13 protein-coding genes are annotated in these 18,142 nt (G+C 71.5%); 4 read left to right on the top strand and 9 right to left on the bottom strand.

What is annotated here, in order from left to right; translation table 11 throughout:
- Window positions 1-61 precede the first annotated feature (61 nt).
- Window positions 62-1,048 carry an N-acetylglucosamine kinase gene (locus tag F4558_RS05775; protein ID WP_053652579.1) on the top strand — a complete coding sequence of 329 codons (987 nt, stop codon included), beginning with the start codon at window positions 62-64 and terminating at the stop codon, window positions 1,046-1,048.
- Between the two features lie 334 nt (window positions 1,049-1,382).
- Here the strand turns inward: F4558_RS05775 and F4558_RS05770 are convergent, their stop codons facing one another.
- The 4 genes from F4558_RS05770 to F4558_RS05755 form a co-directional block, all read right to left on the bottom strand.
- Entirely contained in the window at window positions 1,383-2,282 is a 900-nt protein-coding gene (locus tag F4558_RS05770) for a carbohydrate ABC transporter permease (RefSeq protein ID WP_053652578.1), read from the bottom strand.
- Window positions 2,279-3,187 (bottom strand): carbohydrate ABC transporter permease, encoded by a 909-nt coding sequence (locus F4558_RS05765; protein WP_053652577.1) that lies wholly within the window; start codon window positions 3,185-3,187, stop codon window positions 2,279-2,281. Before F4558_RS05765 ends, F4558_RS05770 begins: the two co-directional genes overlap by 4 nt.
- Before the next feature lie 60 nt (window positions 3,188-3,247).
- The gene (gene ngcE, locus F4558_RS05760; RefSeq protein WP_053652576.1) at window positions 3,248-4,660 is read right to left on the bottom strand and encodes an N-acetylglucosamine/diacetylchitobiose ABC transporter substrate-binding protein; all 1,413 of its coding nucleotides are present in this window, start codon (window positions 4,658-4,660) and stop codon (window positions 3,248-3,250) included.
- Window positions 4,661-4,996: 336 nt separating this feature from the next.
- A complete protein-coding gene (locus F4558_RS05755; protein ID WP_167943380.1) occupies window positions 4,997-6,295 on the bottom strand; it encodes an aspartate aminotransferase family protein in 1,299 nt (432 codons plus the stop codon).
- Window positions 6,296-6,464: 169 nt separating this feature from the next.
- On the opposite strand from F4558_RS05755, the gene F4558_RS05750 reads away from it, so the two are divergent.
- Window positions 6,465-7,430, top strand: a complete 966-nt coding sequence (locus tag F4558_RS05750; protein ID WP_306270514.1) for a hypothetical protein — start codon at window positions 6,465-6,467, stop codon at window positions 7,428-7,430.
- Here the strand turns inward: F4558_RS05750 and murD are convergent.
- Window positions 7,418-8,776, bottom strand: coding sequence for a UDP-N-acetylmuramoyl-L-alanine--D-glutamate ligase (gene murD, locus F4558_RS05745; RefSeq protein ID WP_167943379.1), 1,359 nt, complete (start codon window positions 8,774-8,776; stop codon window positions 7,418-7,420). The genes F4558_RS05750 and murD overlap by 13 nt on opposite strands.
- A gap of 82 nt (window positions 8,777-8,858) precedes the next feature.
- Between murD and F4558_RS05740 the strand changes: the two genes are divergently transcribed.
- Window positions 8,859-10,199: a MurL-like N-terminal domain-containing gene (locus F4558_RS05740; protein WP_167943378.1), complete on the top strand. Its 1,341-nt coding sequence runs from the start codon at window positions 8,859-8,861 to the stop codon at window positions 10,197-10,199.
- Between the two features lie 46 nt (window positions 10,200-10,245).
- On the opposite strand, the gene F4558_RS05735 is transcribed toward F4558_RS05740, so the two are convergent.
- Both F4558_RS05735 and F4558_RS05730 read right to left on the bottom strand, forming a co-directional pair.
- Window positions 10,246-12,132 (bottom strand): PucR family transcriptional regulator, encoded by a 1,887-nt coding sequence (locus F4558_RS05735; RefSeq protein WP_446685544.1) that lies wholly within the window; start codon window positions 12,130-12,132, stop codon window positions 10,246-10,248.
- Window positions 12,133-12,185: 53 nt separating this feature from the next.
- Window positions 12,186-13,088 carry a TrmH family RNA methyltransferase gene (locus F4558_RS05730; RefSeq protein ID WP_370469112.1) on the bottom strand — a complete coding sequence of 301 codons (903 nt, stop codon included), beginning with the start codon at window positions 13,086-13,088 and terminating at the stop codon, window positions 12,186-12,188.
- 26 nt (window positions 13,089-13,114) lie between these two features.
- Here F4558_RS05730 and F4558_RS05725 point away from each other — a divergent pair, with 26 nt between their 5' ends.
- Window positions 13,115-14,962: a thiamine pyrophosphate-requiring protein gene (locus F4558_RS05725; protein ID WP_167943376.1), complete on the top strand. Its 1,848-nt coding sequence runs from the start codon at window positions 13,115-13,117 to the stop codon at window positions 14,960-14,962.
- A gap of 23 nt (window positions 14,963-14,985) precedes the next feature.
- Here F4558_RS05725 and F4558_RS05720 read toward each other — a convergent pair whose 3' ends face one another.
- Complete coding sequence (locus F4558_RS05720; protein WP_245241272.1) at window positions 14,986-17,187, bottom strand: transglycosylase domain-containing protein; 2,202 nt, start codon at window positions 17,185-17,187, stop codon at window positions 14,986-14,988.
- A 184-nt stretch (window positions 17,188-17,371) separates the two neighbouring features.
- Window positions 17,372-18,139, bottom strand: coding sequence for a hypothetical protein (locus F4558_RS05715; protein ID WP_053652570.1), 768 nt, complete (start codon window positions 18,137-18,139; stop codon window positions 17,372-17,374).
- Window positions 18,140-18,142: the final 3 nt, after the last annotated feature.

The raw sequence follows: 18,142 nt of genomic DNA, 5'->3' as shown, positions 1-18,142 counted from the left end.
GCGACGGCGCCGACCAGCATGAACAGGCCCCGACACCGCGCAACGCAAGGAGGCCGTGCCGATGTCCGACACCGTCGTGATCGGGCTCGACATCGGCGGTACGTCCACCCGGGCGACCGCCCTGACCCTCACCGGTGAACGCCTCGGCACCGGCCGCGCCGGCGGTGGAAACCCCACAAGCCACGGTGCCGAACAGGCCGCCACCGAACTGCTGACCGCGCTACGCGGGGCGCTCGCCGGCACCGACCCGGCCCGGGTCGCCGCCGGCACCATCGGGCTCGCCGGAGCCGCCCGCCTGCACGCCGACCCCGCCGGCCGGGCCGCCTTCGACAGGGCCTGGCACGACGCAGGCCTCCGCTGCCCGTACGCCGTGCACGGCGACGCCCTCGTCGCGTACGCCTCCGGCACCGCCGACCCCGACGGAACGGTGCTCATCGCCGGCACCGGGGCCATCACCGCCCAGGTCCGCGACCTGCGGCTGGACCGCGTCGCCGACGGCCACGGCTGGCTGCTCGGCGACGCAGGATCGGGCTTCTGGCTCGGCCGCGAAGCCGTCCGCCGGCTCCTCGCCGACCTGGACACCGGCCGTACCCCCGGTGAGCTGACCACAGCGGTGCTCATCGAACTGATGGGCAGCGCCGACATCGCCGCCCGCCCACGGGACACAGTGGACGCCACCATCCAGGCCGTCACCCGACGACCCCCCGTCGAGCTGGCCCGACTCGCCCCGCTTGTCGTCACCGCCGCCACCGCTGGCGAGCCCGTGGCGAACGCACTGATCGCCGAGGCCGCCGCGCACCTGGCGGCCAGCGTCGGACGGATCCGCCCGGCCGGGGCCACGACACCCGTCGTGCTCGGCGGCGGTCTGCTCACCGGGGACACCCCGCTCGGCACGGCCGTCCGCGCCGAGGTCGCTCGACGTTGGCCGGACGCGCCGCTACGCACCGCCGGCGACGGCGCCGCCGCGGCGGCGTGGCTGGCCGCCCGCGACCTGGCCGAAGTGACCGACCCGGCCGCCCTGCACGCCCGCCTCTTCCCGATCCCCTGACCGCCCGCCGCCACCCCGCGCCTCCGCCCTGCGCCTCCCCCGCCCGCCGACGCCCTGCGCCGCCCCCTGCCCCTGCGTGTCCCCAAGATCCGCGCAACTTCGGCGAAGTTGCTGCCTCACCGCGTCGCGAGGCAGCAACTTCACCGAAAGCGCGCGGATCTTGGGAAGAGAAGGCAGGCCCGCCGACTGCCGTGCGCACCGCGATCGGGCGGTGATTGGGATCGGTCGGCAGTGGACAGGGCAGCAGGCACCGAGCGCCGGACAGCGGCAGCGAACAGCGAGCAGCGAGCAGCCGGGCAGCGGTGACGGGCAGCGAGCAGCCGGGCGGGTCGGGCTACTTGAGTTGGCCTGCGGTGAGGCCGGCTTGAACCTGGCGTTGGAAGGCCACGTAGACGGCGAGCACCGGCAGCACCGCGATGCTCAACCCGGCGAAGAGCCGCGCGTAGTCGCCGGCGTAGCCCTGGCTGACCGACAGCGCGAACAGCCCCTGCGCGAGCACCCACTTCGACTCGTCGCCCTGCATCAGCACCTGCGGCAACAGGAACTGGTTCCAGTGGCTGAGGAAGTTGAAGATCGCCACACTGATCAATCCCGGACGCGCCATCGGCAGCATCACCCGGAAGAAGAGCCGGAAGTGGCCGCAGCCGTCGACCATGGCGGCCTCCGCCACCGAGGTGGGCAGGGTCCGGAAGAACGCCGTAAGGAAGAACACGGTGAACGGCAGTGAGTACGCCGAGTACACGAGGATCAGGCCGGTCCAGGTGCCGAACAGCCCGGCATTGCGGACCACGAAGAACAGCGGCACCAGGGCGAGGAACACCGGAAACATCAGCCCGCCCACGAACAGGTAGTAGACGAACTGCCGGCCGCGGAACTCGTACCGGGCGAAGACGTACGCGGCGGTGGCGCCGGTCAGCATGGTCAGGCTGACCGAGCCGGCGACCACGACGAGGCTGTTGAGGAAGTACCTGCCGATGTGCGCGCCCGTCCAGGCCCGCGCCCAGTTGTCCCAGTGCAGCGCCCCGGGCAGCCCCCACGGGTCGGCGAGGATCTCGCCGTTGCTCTTGAACGAGCTGAGGAACATCCACAGCAGCGGCAGGACTGTGAGCAGACCCCAGAGCAGCAGGAAGCCGTGCGAGAGGGTGTTGGCGATGCCGAGTTCCCGCCGCACCGGGCGGTCCCGCCCGGTGGTCGGCGTCGGCGTGGAGACGGTGGGCTGATCCAGAGTGGTCACGAGTACTCGATCCGATCGCGCCGGCCGACCCGCAGCGACAGCACCGCCACCGAGAGGGTCAGGAAGAACATCACCACGCCGATCGCCGAGGCGTAGCCGAACTTGGTCTCGCTGCCGAACGCGGTGTCGTACATCCGCACGCCGATCACGTCGGTGGAGAAGTTCGGCCCGCCGTTCGTCATCAGCTGTACGAGGATGAACCCGTCCAGGGCGAAGATCGCCAGGTAGACCCAGGCGACCTGCACGGTGTCCCAGAGCAGGGGCAGGGTGACCCGGCGCAGCGTCGTGAACCGGGACGCGCCGTCGAGCAGCACCGCCTCGTAGATCTCCTTGGGCACCGCCGACATCGCGGCGCCGAACAGCACGACGTAGAAGCCGACGTTGCTCCACACCATCACCGCCAGCACGCACCAGAAGGCGGTGGCCGGGTCACCGAGCCAGGTGGGAGCGGGCAGGCCGAGCCCGTGCAGGGAAGCCGTGAGCAGGCCCTTGTTGGGGTGGTAGACCTCCTTCCACAGCAGCGCGATGATGACCACGGAGAGCACCTGCGGGAAGAAGTACACAGTGCGGTACAGCGCGCCGCCTCGTACACCCGTCACGCCGGCGCGGCCCTTGCGGCCACCAAGGGCGAGCATCGTGGCGAAGAAGAGCCCGAGCACGATTGTCAGCACGGGCACCAGGGCCAGCAGGATCGCGTTGTTCTTCAGCGCGTTCCAGACGTAGTCGTCGTGCCACAGGGCCTTGAAGTTCGCCAGACCGACCGGGTTGGCGTCGGCCGAGTAGCCGAGCCAGTCGGTGGTGGAGATCTGGAAAGCCTGAAGGTACGGCGAGACGACGAAGACGACGTAGAGCAGCACCGGCGGCACCAGGAAGGTGACGATCAGCGGCCACTTGCCATGTTTCACTGTGGACCTCTCCCGGGGTGCGGCCGGCGAGGGCTGGCGCGCCCCCGCCGGCCGGGCTGTTCAGGCCGCTCGCTTGTACTTCTTGATCGAGCTGTCCTGGGCGATGGAGTCGGCACCCTTCTGGCACTGTTCGAGGAACTCCGCCGGGCCGATCCGGCCGCTGAAGAACTCGCCGCACGCGGCGTCGACGAGGTTGCGCTCCAACTTGCGGTAGTAGTTGTTGTAGACCCAGTTGAAGCCGTTGGCGCCGGACGCGTCGAGCGCCTTGACCACGCTCGTCAGCCCGTACGGCAGCTCCACGCCCTCGGTGGCGCCGGCAACGACGGTGAGGCTGGCGACCTTCTTGGTGAAGTCCTGTGCGCCCTTGCGGGACAGCATGGTCCGGAAGTACTCCAGGCCACCGGCGACGTTGCGGGCCTTGGCGGGCACCATGAACGGCTCGCCGGCGGTGCCGCGGATCGCCTCGTACGGCAGCTTGTCGCCGCTGCCCAGGCTCGGGGTCGGCGCGATGGTCATGTTGAACCCGGCCGGGGTGACGTCCTTCTGCTCGCTCTCCAGCCAGGAGCCGCAGGAGATGAACGCGGCCTTGCCCTGGCACCAGGCGGTCTGGGACTGCTTGTGGTCGAGGCCGGGCGAGCCCTCCAGGATGAACTTGTCCTTGACGATCTGGTGCCACGCGTCGGCGGCGGTCCTCATCGGCTCGGACTTCCAGGCGTTGGGTTCCAGGTTGTCGATGGCTGTCGCCACCGACGGGCCGCCGAGCTTGATGGCGGTGGCGATCACCGGCCAGCTCATGTAGCGCGGGTGCAGGCCGGCGTACGTCCAGGGGGCGATGCCTGCGGCTTTGATCTGCTTGCACAGGGCGATGTGGTCGTCCCAGGTCTTGGCGTACTCCCACTTGCGTTCGGTGAACAGCTTGTCGGAGTACCAGATGCCGTACGCGGTGTAGGTGTAGTTGAGCACGAGGAACTTGCCGTCGTACGACCCGACCTCGACGGCGCCGGGCAGCAGGGTGTCCTTGACGGTCTTGCCGGGCACGTCGAGGCTCGGCGCGGCGAGCAGCTCGCCCAGGTCGGCGATGGCGTTCTGGCTGACCAGGCCGTTGAAGTCGATCTGGCCGGCGCCGGAGTTGTTGACCACGTCCGGTGGGGTGCCGTCGACGAAGCGCGGCTGGAGGGTCTTGCTGATCTCCTGGGTGGCGGAGTGCTTGATCTTCGCTTTCGGGTACTTCTCGGTGTACATGGCCTCGTGGGCCTTGGCGTACTCCTCGCCGAACCCGCCGCCGAAGATCACGACCTCGAGTGGCGCGTCCTCCTTGACGCCGAGCGGGTTGTCGGCGCTCTTGGTGCCCTTGTAGGTCTCGGTATCGTCCTTGTCGCCGCCGCCGGTGGCGCAGCCGGCCAGCAGGCCGGCTGCGGGGGTGGCCAGCAGGCCAGCCGCGGCGCTGCGCCGCAGAATGTCACGCCTGTTCATGAGGTCTCCTCGGGTCGGGTCGGGCGGACCACCGGTACTGGGGGAAGGGCGTCCGCCGCGCGAGGCACGTCGATTCTCTTCAGCTCACTGGTTGTTGCTGAAGAATTTCTACGACAGCCGGCCCCGGACTTCAAGTCCTGACTGTCGAACCGTTATCGCCAACTGCGGCAATTCGCCCCACGCTCAGCCGACGTCATGGTCGTTATCGGTCACCGAGGAGTGCCCGCAAACGGCGACACGCCCGCCCCGGCACCGCTTGGCGGTCTGACCGGGACGGGCGTGCGAGGGCTGTTCAGGTCGACGCATCCGGCCAGAACCGGGACGCGCGGGCGATGGTCAGGCCGGCACCTCCGCCGACGAGCGGATCGCGTCGACGAGGATGGCAAGGCCCTCACGGGCCTCCTCCTCGGTCAGCGTCAACGGCGGGCCCATCCGCAGCACGTTGCCGTACAGGCCGCCCTTGCCGGCGAGCAGGCCACCGGTACGGCACGCCTCGAAGACCCGGTTGGTCAGCGCCGGGTCCGGCTCACTCGTGCCCGGCACGACGAACTCGACGCCGAGCATCAGCCCCTTTCCGCGTACCTCGGCGACGCAGTCGAGGCCGCCCACGGCGGACCGCAGGCCGTCGGCGAGGATCGCGCCGACGCGGGCCGCGTTCGCCTGGAGATCGTGCGCGATCAGGTAGTCGAGCACCGCGTTGCCGGCCGCCGTCGAGATCGGGTTGCCGCCGAACGTGGAGAAGCTGATCCCCGGCACCGACTCCAGCACCTCGGCCCGACCGACCACCCCCGCGAGGGCGAACCCGTTGCCGACGCCCTTGGCGAAGGTGAGCAGGTCAGGCGTGATGCCGTGGGCCTGGTAGCCCCAGAAGTGCTCACCGGTACGTCCCCAGCCGGTCTGCACCTCGTCGGCGATGAACAGGATGCCGTGCTCGTCGAGGACCTTCTTCCAGCCCGCGAAGAGCCCGTCCGGCGGGTGCACGAAACCACCGACGCCCTGGATCGGCTCGGCGATCAACGCGGCCACGTCGCCAGTGGTCTGGGTGGCAAGCACCTCGCGCAGATCCTCCACCGCCGCGTCGACCTGCTCCCCCGCGCTCAGCCGGGCCAGCAGACCACGCACCCGGTCACCCGAGTGCAGCCAGGCCACCTGGAGCGGGTTGAGGCCACTCGCCGACCAGGTGCGGTTGCCGGTGACGCCCATCGCCGCGTACGACCGGCCGTGGTAGCTGTTGCGCACCGCAAGGATCTGGTGCGAGCGGCGGTAGTTGGTGGCCACCAACAGCGCCGCCTCGTTCGCCTCGGTGCCCGAGTTGGTGAAGAAGACCCGGGCGTCCGGGATGCCCGAGCGCTGCGCGATCTTCTCGGCCAACTCGACCTGCTGGCGGATCAGGTAGAGCGTCGAGGTGTGCACGATGCCTGTCGCGAGCTGGCGCTCGACCGCCTCCCGGATCTCCGGGATGTCGTAACCGACCATGTTGGTCAGCACCCCGCCGAAGAAGTCCAGATAGGTACGCCCCTGCGCGTCGGTGACCCGGCGGCCCGAACCGGAGACCAGCTCGATCGGCTCGGCGTAGTAGAGCGGCATCCAGGACGGCAGGACAGCCCTGTGCCGTGCCAGCAGGTCATCGGTCATCGGGGGCACCTTTCGAAGGCGTACGCGGATACCGCACGGTCCCACCGCCGGCCAGTATGGACAACTGCCACTGTGTAGCGCAGCGGACGCGCGCTCCTGACAGTGCGTCAGGCATCCGGTCCGCGCCGGGCAGCGCCGACGTACGCCGCGGCACCGGTACGATCCGGCGGTGCCCGAGTTGCCCGTACCGCTGCCCGGCGGGGCGCCGGGCGAGCCCACCGCCGGCATCGCCGCGTGGGTGTACGCGGACCCGCTCCGCCGGTTGGTCGCCCACTTCGGCGGCACCTGGCCCGACGGCGACCTCACCGAGGTGCTCCGCTTCCTTGACGAGTTCTCCGCCCGGCACTGGGACTTCCGCGCCGGCCGGGAGCGGCCCGACGCCCGGGAACCCGACCTCGACCCGGCCGCCGCCGCGCTTGTGCTCGCCTCGGCCGCCGCCCTAGGGCTGATCCACCCGGTGCGGCCCGTCCGCAGCGCGTACGCCCACCTGGTGGTGCTCGGCGGCCTGGCGCATGCCTGCGTGCGCCGCGTCGCCTACGCCGCGCACCTGCTGCGCGCCGGGCTGACAGTGGACGGCGAGGTGGCGGTGCTGGGCAGCTTCCGACCGCTGTCCGACTGGGAACGCGCGACACTTACCGACGCCGACCTGCCGGTCGACGACACCGAGGTGGACGTGCTGGACTCGACGGTGCGGCGGGTGTTCGGTGTGGCCGAGCCTGCGGAGCACGACGGAATCGACGCCGGGCACCCGCACCACTCCTGGTCGTCGCGGACCTACCGGCCGGCGGGTCTGCCACCGGTGCGGGTGCTCGCCGCGCCGTCGAGCGAACCGCACCGGCGGCGGGCGCACACCGCCGACACGCAGCGGTTCTGGGCCGGGCACGCGCAGCTCGCACCGGGCGACGAGGTGCTGATGGTCACCGCGCCGCTCTACGTGCCGTTCCAGCACTGCGACGCGCTGCGCACCCTGGCGATCCCGTACGGCTGCCACATCGACACCGTAGGGGTGGACCCGGCGCTGACCGACCCGGCGGCGCTACCCGAGCAGACCCTCACACCCGGGCGCTATCTCCAGGAGATCCGCTCGGCGATCCGCTCGATGCGCGCCCTGCACTCCCCGCTTCACGCGCGCTGACTGCCTGCGGTGTCGGCGACAGCCTGAGCGAAGACCTCCGAGCGGTGCTCGAAGTTACGGAACCGGCCGTAGCTCGGCGCGGCCGGCGACAGCAGCACCACCCCACCGGCCGGAGTCAGCTCCCGGGACAACCGGACCGCGTCGACCAGATCGTCGACCATCTCGGCACGCACCTTGGGCAGGCCGGCGAGCGCCTCGACGATGCGGGCGCCGCTGTCCGGGATGCCGATCACCGTCAACTCCCGCTCGGCGAGGTGCTCGGCCAGCGGCGTGTAGTCCAGACCCCGGTCGGTGCCGCCGACGATCACCGTCAACGGCCGCCCCTCGTACGCGTCGATGGCGTGCATTGCCGCGTACGGGCTGGTGGCCAGTGTGTCGTCGACGAACGTCAACCCGGACGGGTCGGCGATCTCGGTGAGCCGGTGCGCGAGCCCCTGGAACTCGGCGACGGCGATGGCGAGGCTGTCCTTCTCGGCCACCACGTCGATGCCGAGCGCGTCGAGCACGGCCAGGGCCACGCACAGGTTGCCCTCGTTGTGCCGGCCGACGAGCGGCAGCACGGCGCGCGGGAAGAGCGGCTGGTCGCCGAAGTGGAACCAGGGAGTGCCGTCCAGGCCGGCGGCGACGTGGGTGGTGTCCGGGCGACCCGCCCGTACCGCCGGCAGCTCTCCCAGCTCGGCGGCGAGCCGGGGGTCCGCGCCGTTCACCACTATCGTCTGCGGGTCGTGGGCGAGCAGGTTGAGCTTGTCCCGGTAGTACTCCCGCTCCCCACCGTGCGCGTCCAGGTGCTCGGGGAACAACGCCGTGACCACCGCAACCCGGGGCGAGTCGGTGAGGTCGCTGCACTGGTAGCTGGACAGCTCCAGCACGTACAGCTCCGACTCGGGCAGGTCGAGGGTCGGTACGCCGATGTTGCCGCCGAAGACGTTCGGCCGGCCCATCGCGGTGAGCAGGTGGCTGATCAGGCTGGAGGTGGTGCTCTTGCCCTTGCTGCCGGTGACCCCGACGGTGCGAGCGGCGTGGTCGGCCATCCAGAGCGCGGTGCCCTGGGTGACCGGAACGCCCCGTCGGCGCAGCTCGACAAGCCAGGGATGCGTCTGCGGCACACCCGGCGAGCGGACCACCACGTCGGCGGCGGCCAGGCGGACGAAGCCCGCCTCGCCGGTGACCAGCGGCGCCGCCTCGGCCAGCGGGCCGTCCCACGGCAGCGACAGGAAGTTGGCGCTGTCGTCGACGGCGACCAGCTCGGCGGGGCCGTGCGCGGCGATCGCTGTCACAGCGGCCCGGCCCTCCCGACCGGCCCCCCAGACGGCGACGGTACGTCCGCGCAGGTCAGACAGGCGCAAGGGACTCTCCTCAGGGATCGCGGCGGCGACTGGACGGGCCCGGTCCGGACACGGCCGGACGAACCAGGGCCTAGTATGGCGTGTGCCCAACGAGCAACTCCGGCGGATGGACGCCTTCACCTTCCCGTCCTACTCGATCGACTTCGTCACCGGCGAGGTGTTGTTCGACTACGCGTTGACCGGCCCAGCCGGCGAGCAACGATTCACCGAGGTGATCACCCTCCCGCTGCCGACGGAACCACCGTCGGACGAGACGGCGGCCACCCTCAGCCGGGTGTTGGAGCTGCTGCACCTGGTCGCCGGGGTCAGCTACTACAAGGCCGCCGCGCCGCCCCGCCTGGTGCTGCCGGCGCCGCTGGGCGCGGCCACCGTCGACTACGTCACTGCCGTCTACACCAAGGGCCTCGCCGAGTACGCGTACCGCAACCAGCTGCCGCACGTGCTCGACCTGCGCCCGGAGGTGCCGGCGGGTTCGCCGGAGCCGCCACGGGTGTACGACAACTCCGACCGTCGCCCGCTCTCCGCAGTCGGTGGTGGCAAGGACTCCATCGTCAGCCTGGAGGCGCTGCGCCGGGCCGAGCTGGAGCCGGTGCCGTTCTCGGTCAACCCGAACCACGTGATCGTCTCGGTGAACGAGGCGTCCGGGCTGACCCCGCTCGCCGCCCGGCGGCGCATCGACCCGGTGCTGTTCGACCTGAACGCGGCCGGCGCGCTGAACGGCCACATCCCGGTCACCGCCATCAACTCGCTCATCGCGGTCGCCACTGCCGTCCTGCACGGGCTGGGTCCGGTGGTGATGTCGAACGAGCGCTCGGCGTCCGACCCGAACCTCGTCTGGGACGGCCACGAGATCAACCACCAGTGGTCCAAGGGCGTCGAGGCCGAAGGGCTGCTGCGCTCGGCGCTTGCCGAGCACGCTGGCCTGACCGAGCCGTACTTCTCGCTGCTGCGCTCGTTGTCCGAGCTGCACATCGCCAGGTTGTTCGCCGAGTTCACCCGCTACGACGACGTGGTGACCAGCTGCAACGCCGCGTTCAAGCTGCGCGACGCGAGCGAGCGCTGGTGCCGCAACTGCCCGAAGTGCCGGTTCGTGTTCCTGGCCATGGCGCCGTTCATGCCACGCGAGCGGGTCACCCACATCTTCGGCGGTGACCTGCTGGCCGACGAGTCGCAGATCCCCGGCTACCGGGAGCTGCTGGGTGTGGACGGGCACAAGCCGTTCGAGTGCGTGGGCGAGGTCGAGGAGTCGGTGGTGGCCCTCGGCCTGCTCGCCGAGCAGGACCAGTGGCGCGACGCCCCGGTGATCCGGGCCCTGGTGGAGGCCGTCCCCGCGACAGCCTGGTCCGCGGTGGCCAACTCCGACGTCTTCACCCCCGGAGGCCCCAACCACATCCCTCCGGCCTACGCGAAGACCCTGCCCTGACGCCCTGACGCCCTGACGCCTGCCCTCAACCGATCGCGGTTGGGGGTCAGGGGGTTCGGACTGCCTCCAGGGCCAGGAGGGCCACGTGGAGGGAGAGGCAGGCTTCCACGGAGTCGAGGTCGACGTCGAGGATGCGGGCGATGCGGGCCAGGCGCTCGTAGAAGGCCGGCCTCGACAGGTGGGCGGCGGCGGCACCGGCGGTCTTGTTGCGCCCCTGCTCCAGGTACGCGCGCAGGGTGTCGAGCAGCTGCTCCCGGGGGTGCCGGGCGTCGTACTCCAGCAACGCGCCGAGTTCCCGCTCCACGAACGTCTGCAACCGGGGCTCGTCGCGCAGCAGGTGCAGCAGCCCGGCCAGGCCGACGTGCGGCAGCCGGAAGACCGGCAGGTCACGCCGGTCCCGGCGGGCCGCCTCGGCGATCTGCCGCGCCTCGACGAGCGACCGGCGTGCCTCCCGCAGGCTGCTCACCCCGGACCCGGCCGCGACGATCAACCCGTTCGGGGCGCCGCCGGCAGTCCGGGCCGGATCGACGGCGTTCGCCACCCGGGCGCCCTCGCCGCCGAACGCCGCCCGGGGCACCTCGAAGCTGGCCGCCGCCCGAGGCAGCTCCGACCCGGACACCGTCCGGGACACCTGACCGCCCGCCCGCGCGGAATCGGCGCTGGACGTCACCCGTGTCGGCTCGACGCCAGCGGTCGCGCGGACCGCGCCGGTGTCGAGGCGTACCCGACGAAGGGCACTTGCGAACGCGGACAGCGCGCGGTCCTCGGCGGCCGGGTCCGGCAGTGCCAGCAGGGCGCCCACCGAGTTGTCGTCGACGGCGCTTGTCAGCCCGGTCAGCTTCGCCTCCCGTAGCGCCTGGCCCACGGCCTCGGACAGGTCCCGCAGTCGGGCCTGCCCGTCCTCGGGGCGGCCCTCCGCGGCGGGGTCGTCGGCGCGGTGCCGGACCAGCACGCCGACGAGGTGCCGACGGTCGAGCACCACGCCGAGCGCCTTGGCGCGCAAGGCGACCTCGTCCACCGGTCGGGAGTGGTCGAGCAGGGCGGTGAGCAGGGTGCGGTGGATCTGCCGTTCCAGCCCTTCGGCGTCGCGGCGGATCAGCCGGCCCAGCGCGAGGGTGGACGCGGCCCGCTCGATCAGGATGGTGAGCCGGGTCGGAGGTCCGGCGTTCGGTGGGGTCGACTCACCGGCCGGTCGGGTGGGCAGTTCACCGCTGGCCGGCCAGCGCATCAGCAGCCGCCCCCAGTCCTGTCCCCGGGCGCCGACGACCGTCACGAGCCAGCCGCTGTCCGGGTCGTACGCGGTCCGCCCGGCAGGCCGGATCCGGCGGGAGTGCTGCTCCCAGCCGTCCAGCAGCAGCTCGGCGCTCTCCCCCGCCGGGTCGTATCCGAGGACCTGCCGGGACAGGTTCTCCAGCACCACCGGGCACCCGGACAGGTCGGCGGCCTGCCGGATCACCTCGGCGGCGTCGGCGCCCTCGACGGAGAGGTCGGTGAACCGCTGGTGGATCTCCTCGGTGGCCCGCAGTTCGGTGAGCTGCGCGTCGACGATGAGCGCGTGCACCGCCTCGGTGATCCGCACGAACGGGGTGGCCCGGCGTAGCTCGACAAGAGGCAGCCCGCGCCGCTCGGCGGCGGCGATCATCACCCGGGGCACCCCGCTGCCGTAGCGGCGGCCCAGCTCGACGACGAGCCCGGACACACCGACGTCGGCGAGGTCGCCGATGAACGCGCGCAACCCCGCGTCGTCGGCGGGCAGCCCGATCCCGGTGGTGAGCACCAGCTCACCGCCGCCGAGCAGGCTCGCGATGTCGGGCACCTCGGCGACGTGCACCCAGCGGACCCGACCGTCCAGCCCGGCCTCCCCGGCGACCACGCGCGGCGTACCGTGGCGGACCGGGTCCAGGGAGAGAACCTCACGGACGGTAGGGAACACGGCCGACACGCTACCCTCCGTGACCCCAGATCACGACACCTGACGGACGGTCGTCACCAAGGGTCGTCGCGGCTCAACTCCCAGCAGGCGACGGCGGTGGCGGCTGCGACGTTGAGCGAGTCGACGCCACGGCGCATGGGAATGACCACGCGGGCGTCGGCGGCGTCCATCGCGGCCCGGGTCAACCCGGCGCCCTCGGCGCCGAGCAGCAACGCCGAGCGGGCACGCTGGGCGGCGTCGAGGCGTTGGATCGGCACGGCGTCCGGCGCCGGCGTCATCGCCAGCACGGCGAAACCGGCCGCCCGGACCTCGGCGAGCGCGTCCGGCCAGGGGTCCAGCTTCGCGTACGGCACGGCGAACACCTCACCCATGCTGACCCGCACGCTGCGCCGGTAGAGCGGGTCGGCGCAGCTCGGTGAGAGCAGCACGGCGTCCACGCCGAGCGCCGCGACAGCCCTGAAGATGGCGCCGAGATTCGTGTGGTTGTTGACGTCCTCCAGGATCACCACCCGGCGCGCGGCGGCGAGCACCTCGGCAGCCGTCGGCAGCGGCCGGCGGTGGAACGACGCCAGCACCCCCCGGTGTACGTGGAAGCCGGTGGCCTTCTCCAGCACGTCCTGCGTTGCCGCGTAGACGGGCGCGTCGCCGGTGTCCAGGTCGGCGAGCTGGTCTATGCGTTTGGCGTCCACCAGGTACGACCGGGCCGGGTAGCCGGCGCGCAGCGCGCGGCGCAGCACCAACTCACCCTCGGCGATGAACAGGCCGTGCGGCGGTTCCCAGCGGGTGCGCAGCTCGACGTCGGTGAGCGCGCGGTAGTCGGCGATCCGGTCGTCGTCGGGGTCGGTGATCTGGTGGACGGGCACCCGACGATTCTGCCGGACGGCCACCCGGCCGCTCCGTCGCCCGCCTTTCGGGGCGTTTTGTCCGGCAGAGAACGGGAATGGCCGGCGGAGCATCGGGCCCGACGGGAAGGACCAGTCAGGTGAGCGCTGATCACCCGCCGCCGGGCGAAGCGGGCACTCTGCCACGCCGCCCGACCGTCGCGGACCACATCGTCTCCCGCCTGTTCAGCTGGGGCGTGCACCGCTACTTCGGCTACCCCGGCGACGGCATCAACGGCCTCACCTCCGCGCTGCAACGCACCAGCGGGCGTGCCCAGTTCATCCAGGTGCGGCACGAGGAGACCGCCGGGTTCGCGGCGTCCGCGCACGTCAAGTACGGCGGTGGGCCGTTGGGCTGCGCGCTTGTGACAAGCGGGCCCGGGGCCATCCATCTGCTCAACGGCCTGTACGACGCCAAACTCGACCACCAGCCGGTGGTCGCCCTGGTCGGGCACACGGCTGTCACCGCCGAGGGCGGCGGCTACTACCAGGAGGTCGACCTGCTGGCCCTCTACAAGGACGTGGCCTCGGGCTTCCTGGCGCAGCTCGACCACCCGGCGCAGGTCCGGCACCTTGTCGACAGGGCGTGCCGTACGGCGCTGGCCCGTCGTACCGTCACGGCGCTGGTGCTGCCCTCGGACCTCCAGGACGAGCCCGCCATCCCGGACCCACCGCACGCCCACGGCTACTACCACACGAGCAACGTGCCAAGCAGCACTCCGACGGTGCCGCCCGAGGCGGACCTGCGCCGGGCCGCCGAGGTGCTTCGCGGCGGGCAAAGGGTCGCGATGCTGGTCGGCCAGGGCGCGCTCGGGGCGCAGGAAGAGGTCCGGGAGATCGCCCAGCGACTCGGCGCTGGGGTCGCCACGGCGCTGCTCGGCTTCACCGCAGTGGACCACCGGGAACCGTGGGTGACCGGCGCCATCGGACTGCTCGGCACCCGGCCGAGTTGGAAGTTGATGAACGACTGCGACCGGCTGCTGATCGTGGGCAGCAACATGCCGTACTCGGAGTTCTATCCACCGCCCGGGCAGGCCCGTGCCGTGCAGATCGACCTGGACGGCTCCCAACTCGGGCTGCGGTACCCGACCGAGGTGAACCTGACCGGCGACGCCCGGCCCACCCTGCGGGCGTTGCTGCGGGAGCTGGGCCCCGGCCCCGGGCCGACCGCCTGGCGGGCGGAGATCGCCACTGCCACCTCGGCGTGGCGGCGGGCGCAGCGGGACCTGGCCGAGCAGAGAGCCGACCCGGTCAACCCCCAGTTGCTGTTCAGCGCCCTCAACGACCGGCTGCCCGACGACGTGATGCTCGCCGTGGACTGCGGCACCGCTACCGCCTGGTACGCCCGGCACGTGCAGGTCCGGCCCGGCATGTTGGCAAGCCTCTCCGGCACGTTGCTGTCAATGGGCGGCGCCATGCCGTACGCGCTGAGCGCGAAGTTCGCCCACCCGGACCGGCCCCTTGTGGCGCTTATCGGCGACGGCGCGATGCAGATGAACGGAGTAAACGAACTCATCACGGTTGCCAAGTACTGGCGCGGCTGGGCCGACCCGCGATTCGTGGTGCTGGTGCTCAACAACCGGGATCTGGCGTTCGTCAGTTGGGAGCAGCGCTCAAGCGAGGGAACGCCGATGTTCCCGGACAGCCAGCAGTTGCCGGACATCGGCTACCACCAGTGGGCGCAGGTGCTCGGGCTGCACGGCGAGTTCGTCGACGACCCCGCTCAGGTGCCGGACGTCTGGGACCGGGCGCTCGCCGCCGACCGACCGGTGGTGATCAACGCGCTTGTCGACCCGGCCGAACTGATGCTCCCGCCGCACTTCACGCTTGAGCAGGCGCGCAACACGGCGTCGGCGGTGTTGCGGGGCGACACCGACTGGGCCGGGATCATCCGGCGCGGCCTGCCATCGACGATCAGCACCTACCGTCCTCGCCGTCGGGAGCGCTGACCGGGGTCGACAGGGCTTCGCTGTCAGCCCCGACGGTCGAGCCAGCGTTGCAGGGCCGAGCGGGGGTCCTGGCTGGGCTCGCGCTCGCGGTCGGGAGTGGCCGGGGCGCGCGGCACCGGGCGGCGAGGCTCGCCGGCCAACTCACGGCTGGGAGCAGTGAACGCCTTCTCCGGCTGACCCTTGACGGCAGTGCCGATGACCCGGGCAACCGCGTCGATCACCCTGGCCTGCACGGCGGACCCCACCGAGTCGGTCGGGTCGTCCGGGTTGGCGGCGATACCGGCGACCGCCACCTGCGGAGTGAAGCCGACGAACGTCTCGGTGGCGTTCTCCTCCGAGCTACCCGTCTTGCCGGCCACCGGCCGACCGTCGAGGATGCGGTTCACGGCAGTGGCGGTGCCGCCGTTGCACTGCCCGTACGGCGACTGCTGGCCCACTGGGCAGCGGGCTGCGTCGGTGGCGGCGCGGGCCACGTCGGCGTCCAGTACCCGCTTGCAGGACGGCTCCCCGACCGGCACCTTCGCGCCTGTCGCGTCGGTCACCGAGACCACCGGCACCGGCGTGCAGTAGGTGCCTTCGGCGGCAACGGTGGCGTAGGCGTTCGCCAGGTCCAGCGGGGTGGTGGCGGCAACGCCCAGCGTGAACGAACCCCAGTTGGCGGCGTTGTTCTTGGCGAATGCGGCGTCCGACTCGGCACGGAACGTGATGCCGAGGCGCTGCGCCATCTCCACAACCTTGTCCTGGCCGACCTGCTCGGCGAGCCAGACGAAGTAGGTGTTCACCGAACGACCGAAGCCGTCCCACATCATCCGGTAGCCGTCCATCCAGTCCGGGTTGGCGTTGACCGGGCACCAGCGGCCGTCGCAACTGCCCGGCCCCTCGGCCGCGTACCGGGTGGGCAGCCTGGCGGGCGCGTCGAAGCCCGTGGACAGGGTTCGGCCCGACTCCAACGCCGCGAGCATGGTGAACAGCTTGAACGTCGAGCCTGCCTGGTACCCGTCCACGCTGGCCCCGCCGGAGATCAACGGGTTGACCGTGTTCGGGTAGTTGGCCTGCCCGTCCGGGTTGTCGGCCAGGCTGTAGTGCCTGTTGACAGCCATCGCCAGTACCTGCCCGGTGCCCGGCTGCACGGCCGCGATCGGCAGGGCGCGCTTGTTGTCGTACCCGTAGACCTTTGTGGCCTGCTGCTGCGCGGTGGCCTGGACCTCCGGGTCCAGGGAGGTGACAACTCGGTAGCCGCCCGAGCGCAGCGCCTGCTCGCGTTCCGCGGGCGTGGCGCCGAACGCCGGTTGGGTGAGCCACCACCGGCGCAGGTAGTCACAGAAGAAGCCCCAGTCGTCGTGCCCCTGCGCCACGGCGGTGCAGCCGTTGGGCTGCGCGGTGGGCTTCAAAGTCAGCGGCTCCGCCTTCGCCTGCGTGGCCTGCGCGGCGGTGATCGCCCCGGTGGCGGCCATCGAGTCCAGCACGTATTCCCGGCGGGCCAGCGCCGCGTCCTTGTCACCGTCGATCGGGCTGTACGCGTCCGGGGACTGCACAAGGCCGGCGAGCAGCGCCGCCTCGGCGAGCGTCAAACGGGCCGGAGGCTTGCCGAAGTAACGCTGGCTGGACGCCGCGATCCCGTACGCGCCGGAGCCGAAGTAGGCGATGTTCAGGTACCGGTTCAGGATCTCGTCCTTGCTGAGGCTCTGCTCCAGCGCGCTCGCGTACCGGATCTCCTGGACCTTGCGGCCGATCGTGGGGTCGGTGGCGGCGGCCCGCTCCTCGGCGCTGCGCGTGGGGTCGGTCTTGAGCACGTTACGGACGTACTGCATGGTCAGCGTCGAGCCGCCCTGCTCATTGCCACCGCCCTTGACGTTTGCCACCAACGCCCGGAGCAGACCCCGCACGTCCGCGCCGCCGTGGTCGTAGAACCGCCGGTCCTCCGATGCCACGATCGCCTGGCGCATCACAGGTGCGATGTCCGCAAGCGCGACGTCCGTGCGGTTCACGTCGTAGAACGTCGTGATCAGCGTCTTGCCGTCGTTCGCGTAGAGATACGAACGCTGCGGCGTGGCCGGGGTACGCAGAGCCTCGGGCAGCGCGGCGTACGTGCCGATCGCGGACTGGGCGGCGAACCCGAGCAGCAGGTTGCCCGGCAGGGCGGCCACGGCCAGGACGAGCCCGGCCAGCAAGCCTGCGAGCAGCACTGTGAACAGCCGCGACAGCGGCGAGCGAGAGGCGGCCATGGTCCCCAGGATTGCCACGAAAGCCGCCAACCGACCACCCTCACAACCCAACTGTCAGCAAGTTCACCGCCCCTGACCAGCGCTCGGCCAGTTGATCATGAGGTTGGCGGTGCGCCACGCCGGAACCGAGCACGCCAACCTCATGAGCACCGGGCGGGCGGCAGGCCGCCGGCGGGCGTGGGCGTCAGGGATTGGGGGTGGTTAGGCTGGCGCTTGCGGCGTCGCGGACGGTTTCGCGGGGCATCAGGCGGCCGGAGCGGTAGCCGATGCCAATGCCGGCGACCAGCACGAAGATCGCGCCGAACGTCTGCAGCGAGCCGATCAGAGCGCCGCCCAGGCCCAGCAGCGGTGCCGCGATGATCAGCATGACCCCGTCGCCGAGGCTGAACGAGCCGGAACGGGCCACCGCCCACCCGGTGAGGAACCAGCCCACGCTGTAGAAGGTGGCACCGACCAGTACCAGCGAACGCGCGGTGGTGCCGAAGACCGGCGTCTGCTCGGCCAGCCCGGCGAAGGGCAGCATGAGCACGGTGCCCGCGATGCTGACCATCAGCCCGGCCACCGCCACCCGGCGGCTGCGCGTCGCGGCCAGCAACCCGGTGAGCGCCAGCAGCGCGAGCAGGCCCAGCCAGACCGCCGCGACCCAACCGATGAGGTACGCCGCCTGGCCGTCGGCCGGATACGGATCGTTGCCCACCCCGCCGTCGCTGGCCATCGCGACCACGCCGTAGAGGATGGCGTACGCGGGCAGCAGCCACACCGCGGCCCGCGCGAACCTGCGCAGCGACCAGGCCCAACTGGCGTTTGTCGCCGGCCCGGGCGGGGTCGGTTCGCCGACGAAGGGCAGTACGCCGAAGCCGCCGCCGCTGCGCCGGGAGCCCAGTGGGGCGATCGGGTCGTGCGCGCCGGGTATCGGGGCCGAGGACCACGTTCGGTTCACGGGATCCTTCATGCG

The sequence above is a fragment of the Micromonospora profundi genome, from assembly GCF_011927785.1.
Lineage (GTDB): Bacteria > Actinomycetota > Actinomycetes > Mycobacteriales > Micromonosporaceae > Micromonospora > Micromonospora profundi.
This window is presented reverse-complemented; position numbering and strand designations above follow the sequence as displayed.

Excerpts from the sequence above, each read along its gene's own strand:
- F4558_RS05775 (WP_053652579.1), top strand. The coding sequence starts at position 62 with ATGTCCGACACCGTCGTGATCGGGCTCGACATCGGCGGTACGTCCACC.
- ngcE (WP_053652576.1), bottom strand. The coding sequence starts at position 4,660 with ATGAACAGGCGTGACATTCTGCGGCGCAGCGCCGCGGCTGGCCTGCTG.
- F4558_RS05755 (WP_167943380.1), bottom strand. The coding sequence starts at position 6,295 with ATGACCGATGACCTGCTGGCACGGCACAGGGCTGTCCTGCCGTCCTGG.
- F4558_RS05730 (WP_370469112.1), bottom strand. The coding sequence starts at position 13,088 with ATGCTCCGCCGGCCATTCCCGTTCTCTGCCGGACAAAACGCCCCGAAA.
- F4558_RS05720 (WP_245241272.1), bottom strand. The coding sequence starts at position 17,187 with ATGGCCGCCTCTCGCTCGCCGCTGTCGCGGCTGTTCACAGTGCTGCTC.
- F4558_RS05715 (WP_053652570.1), bottom strand. The coding sequence starts at position 18,139 with ATGAAGGATCCCGTGAACCGAACGTGGTCCTCGGCCCCGATACCCGGC.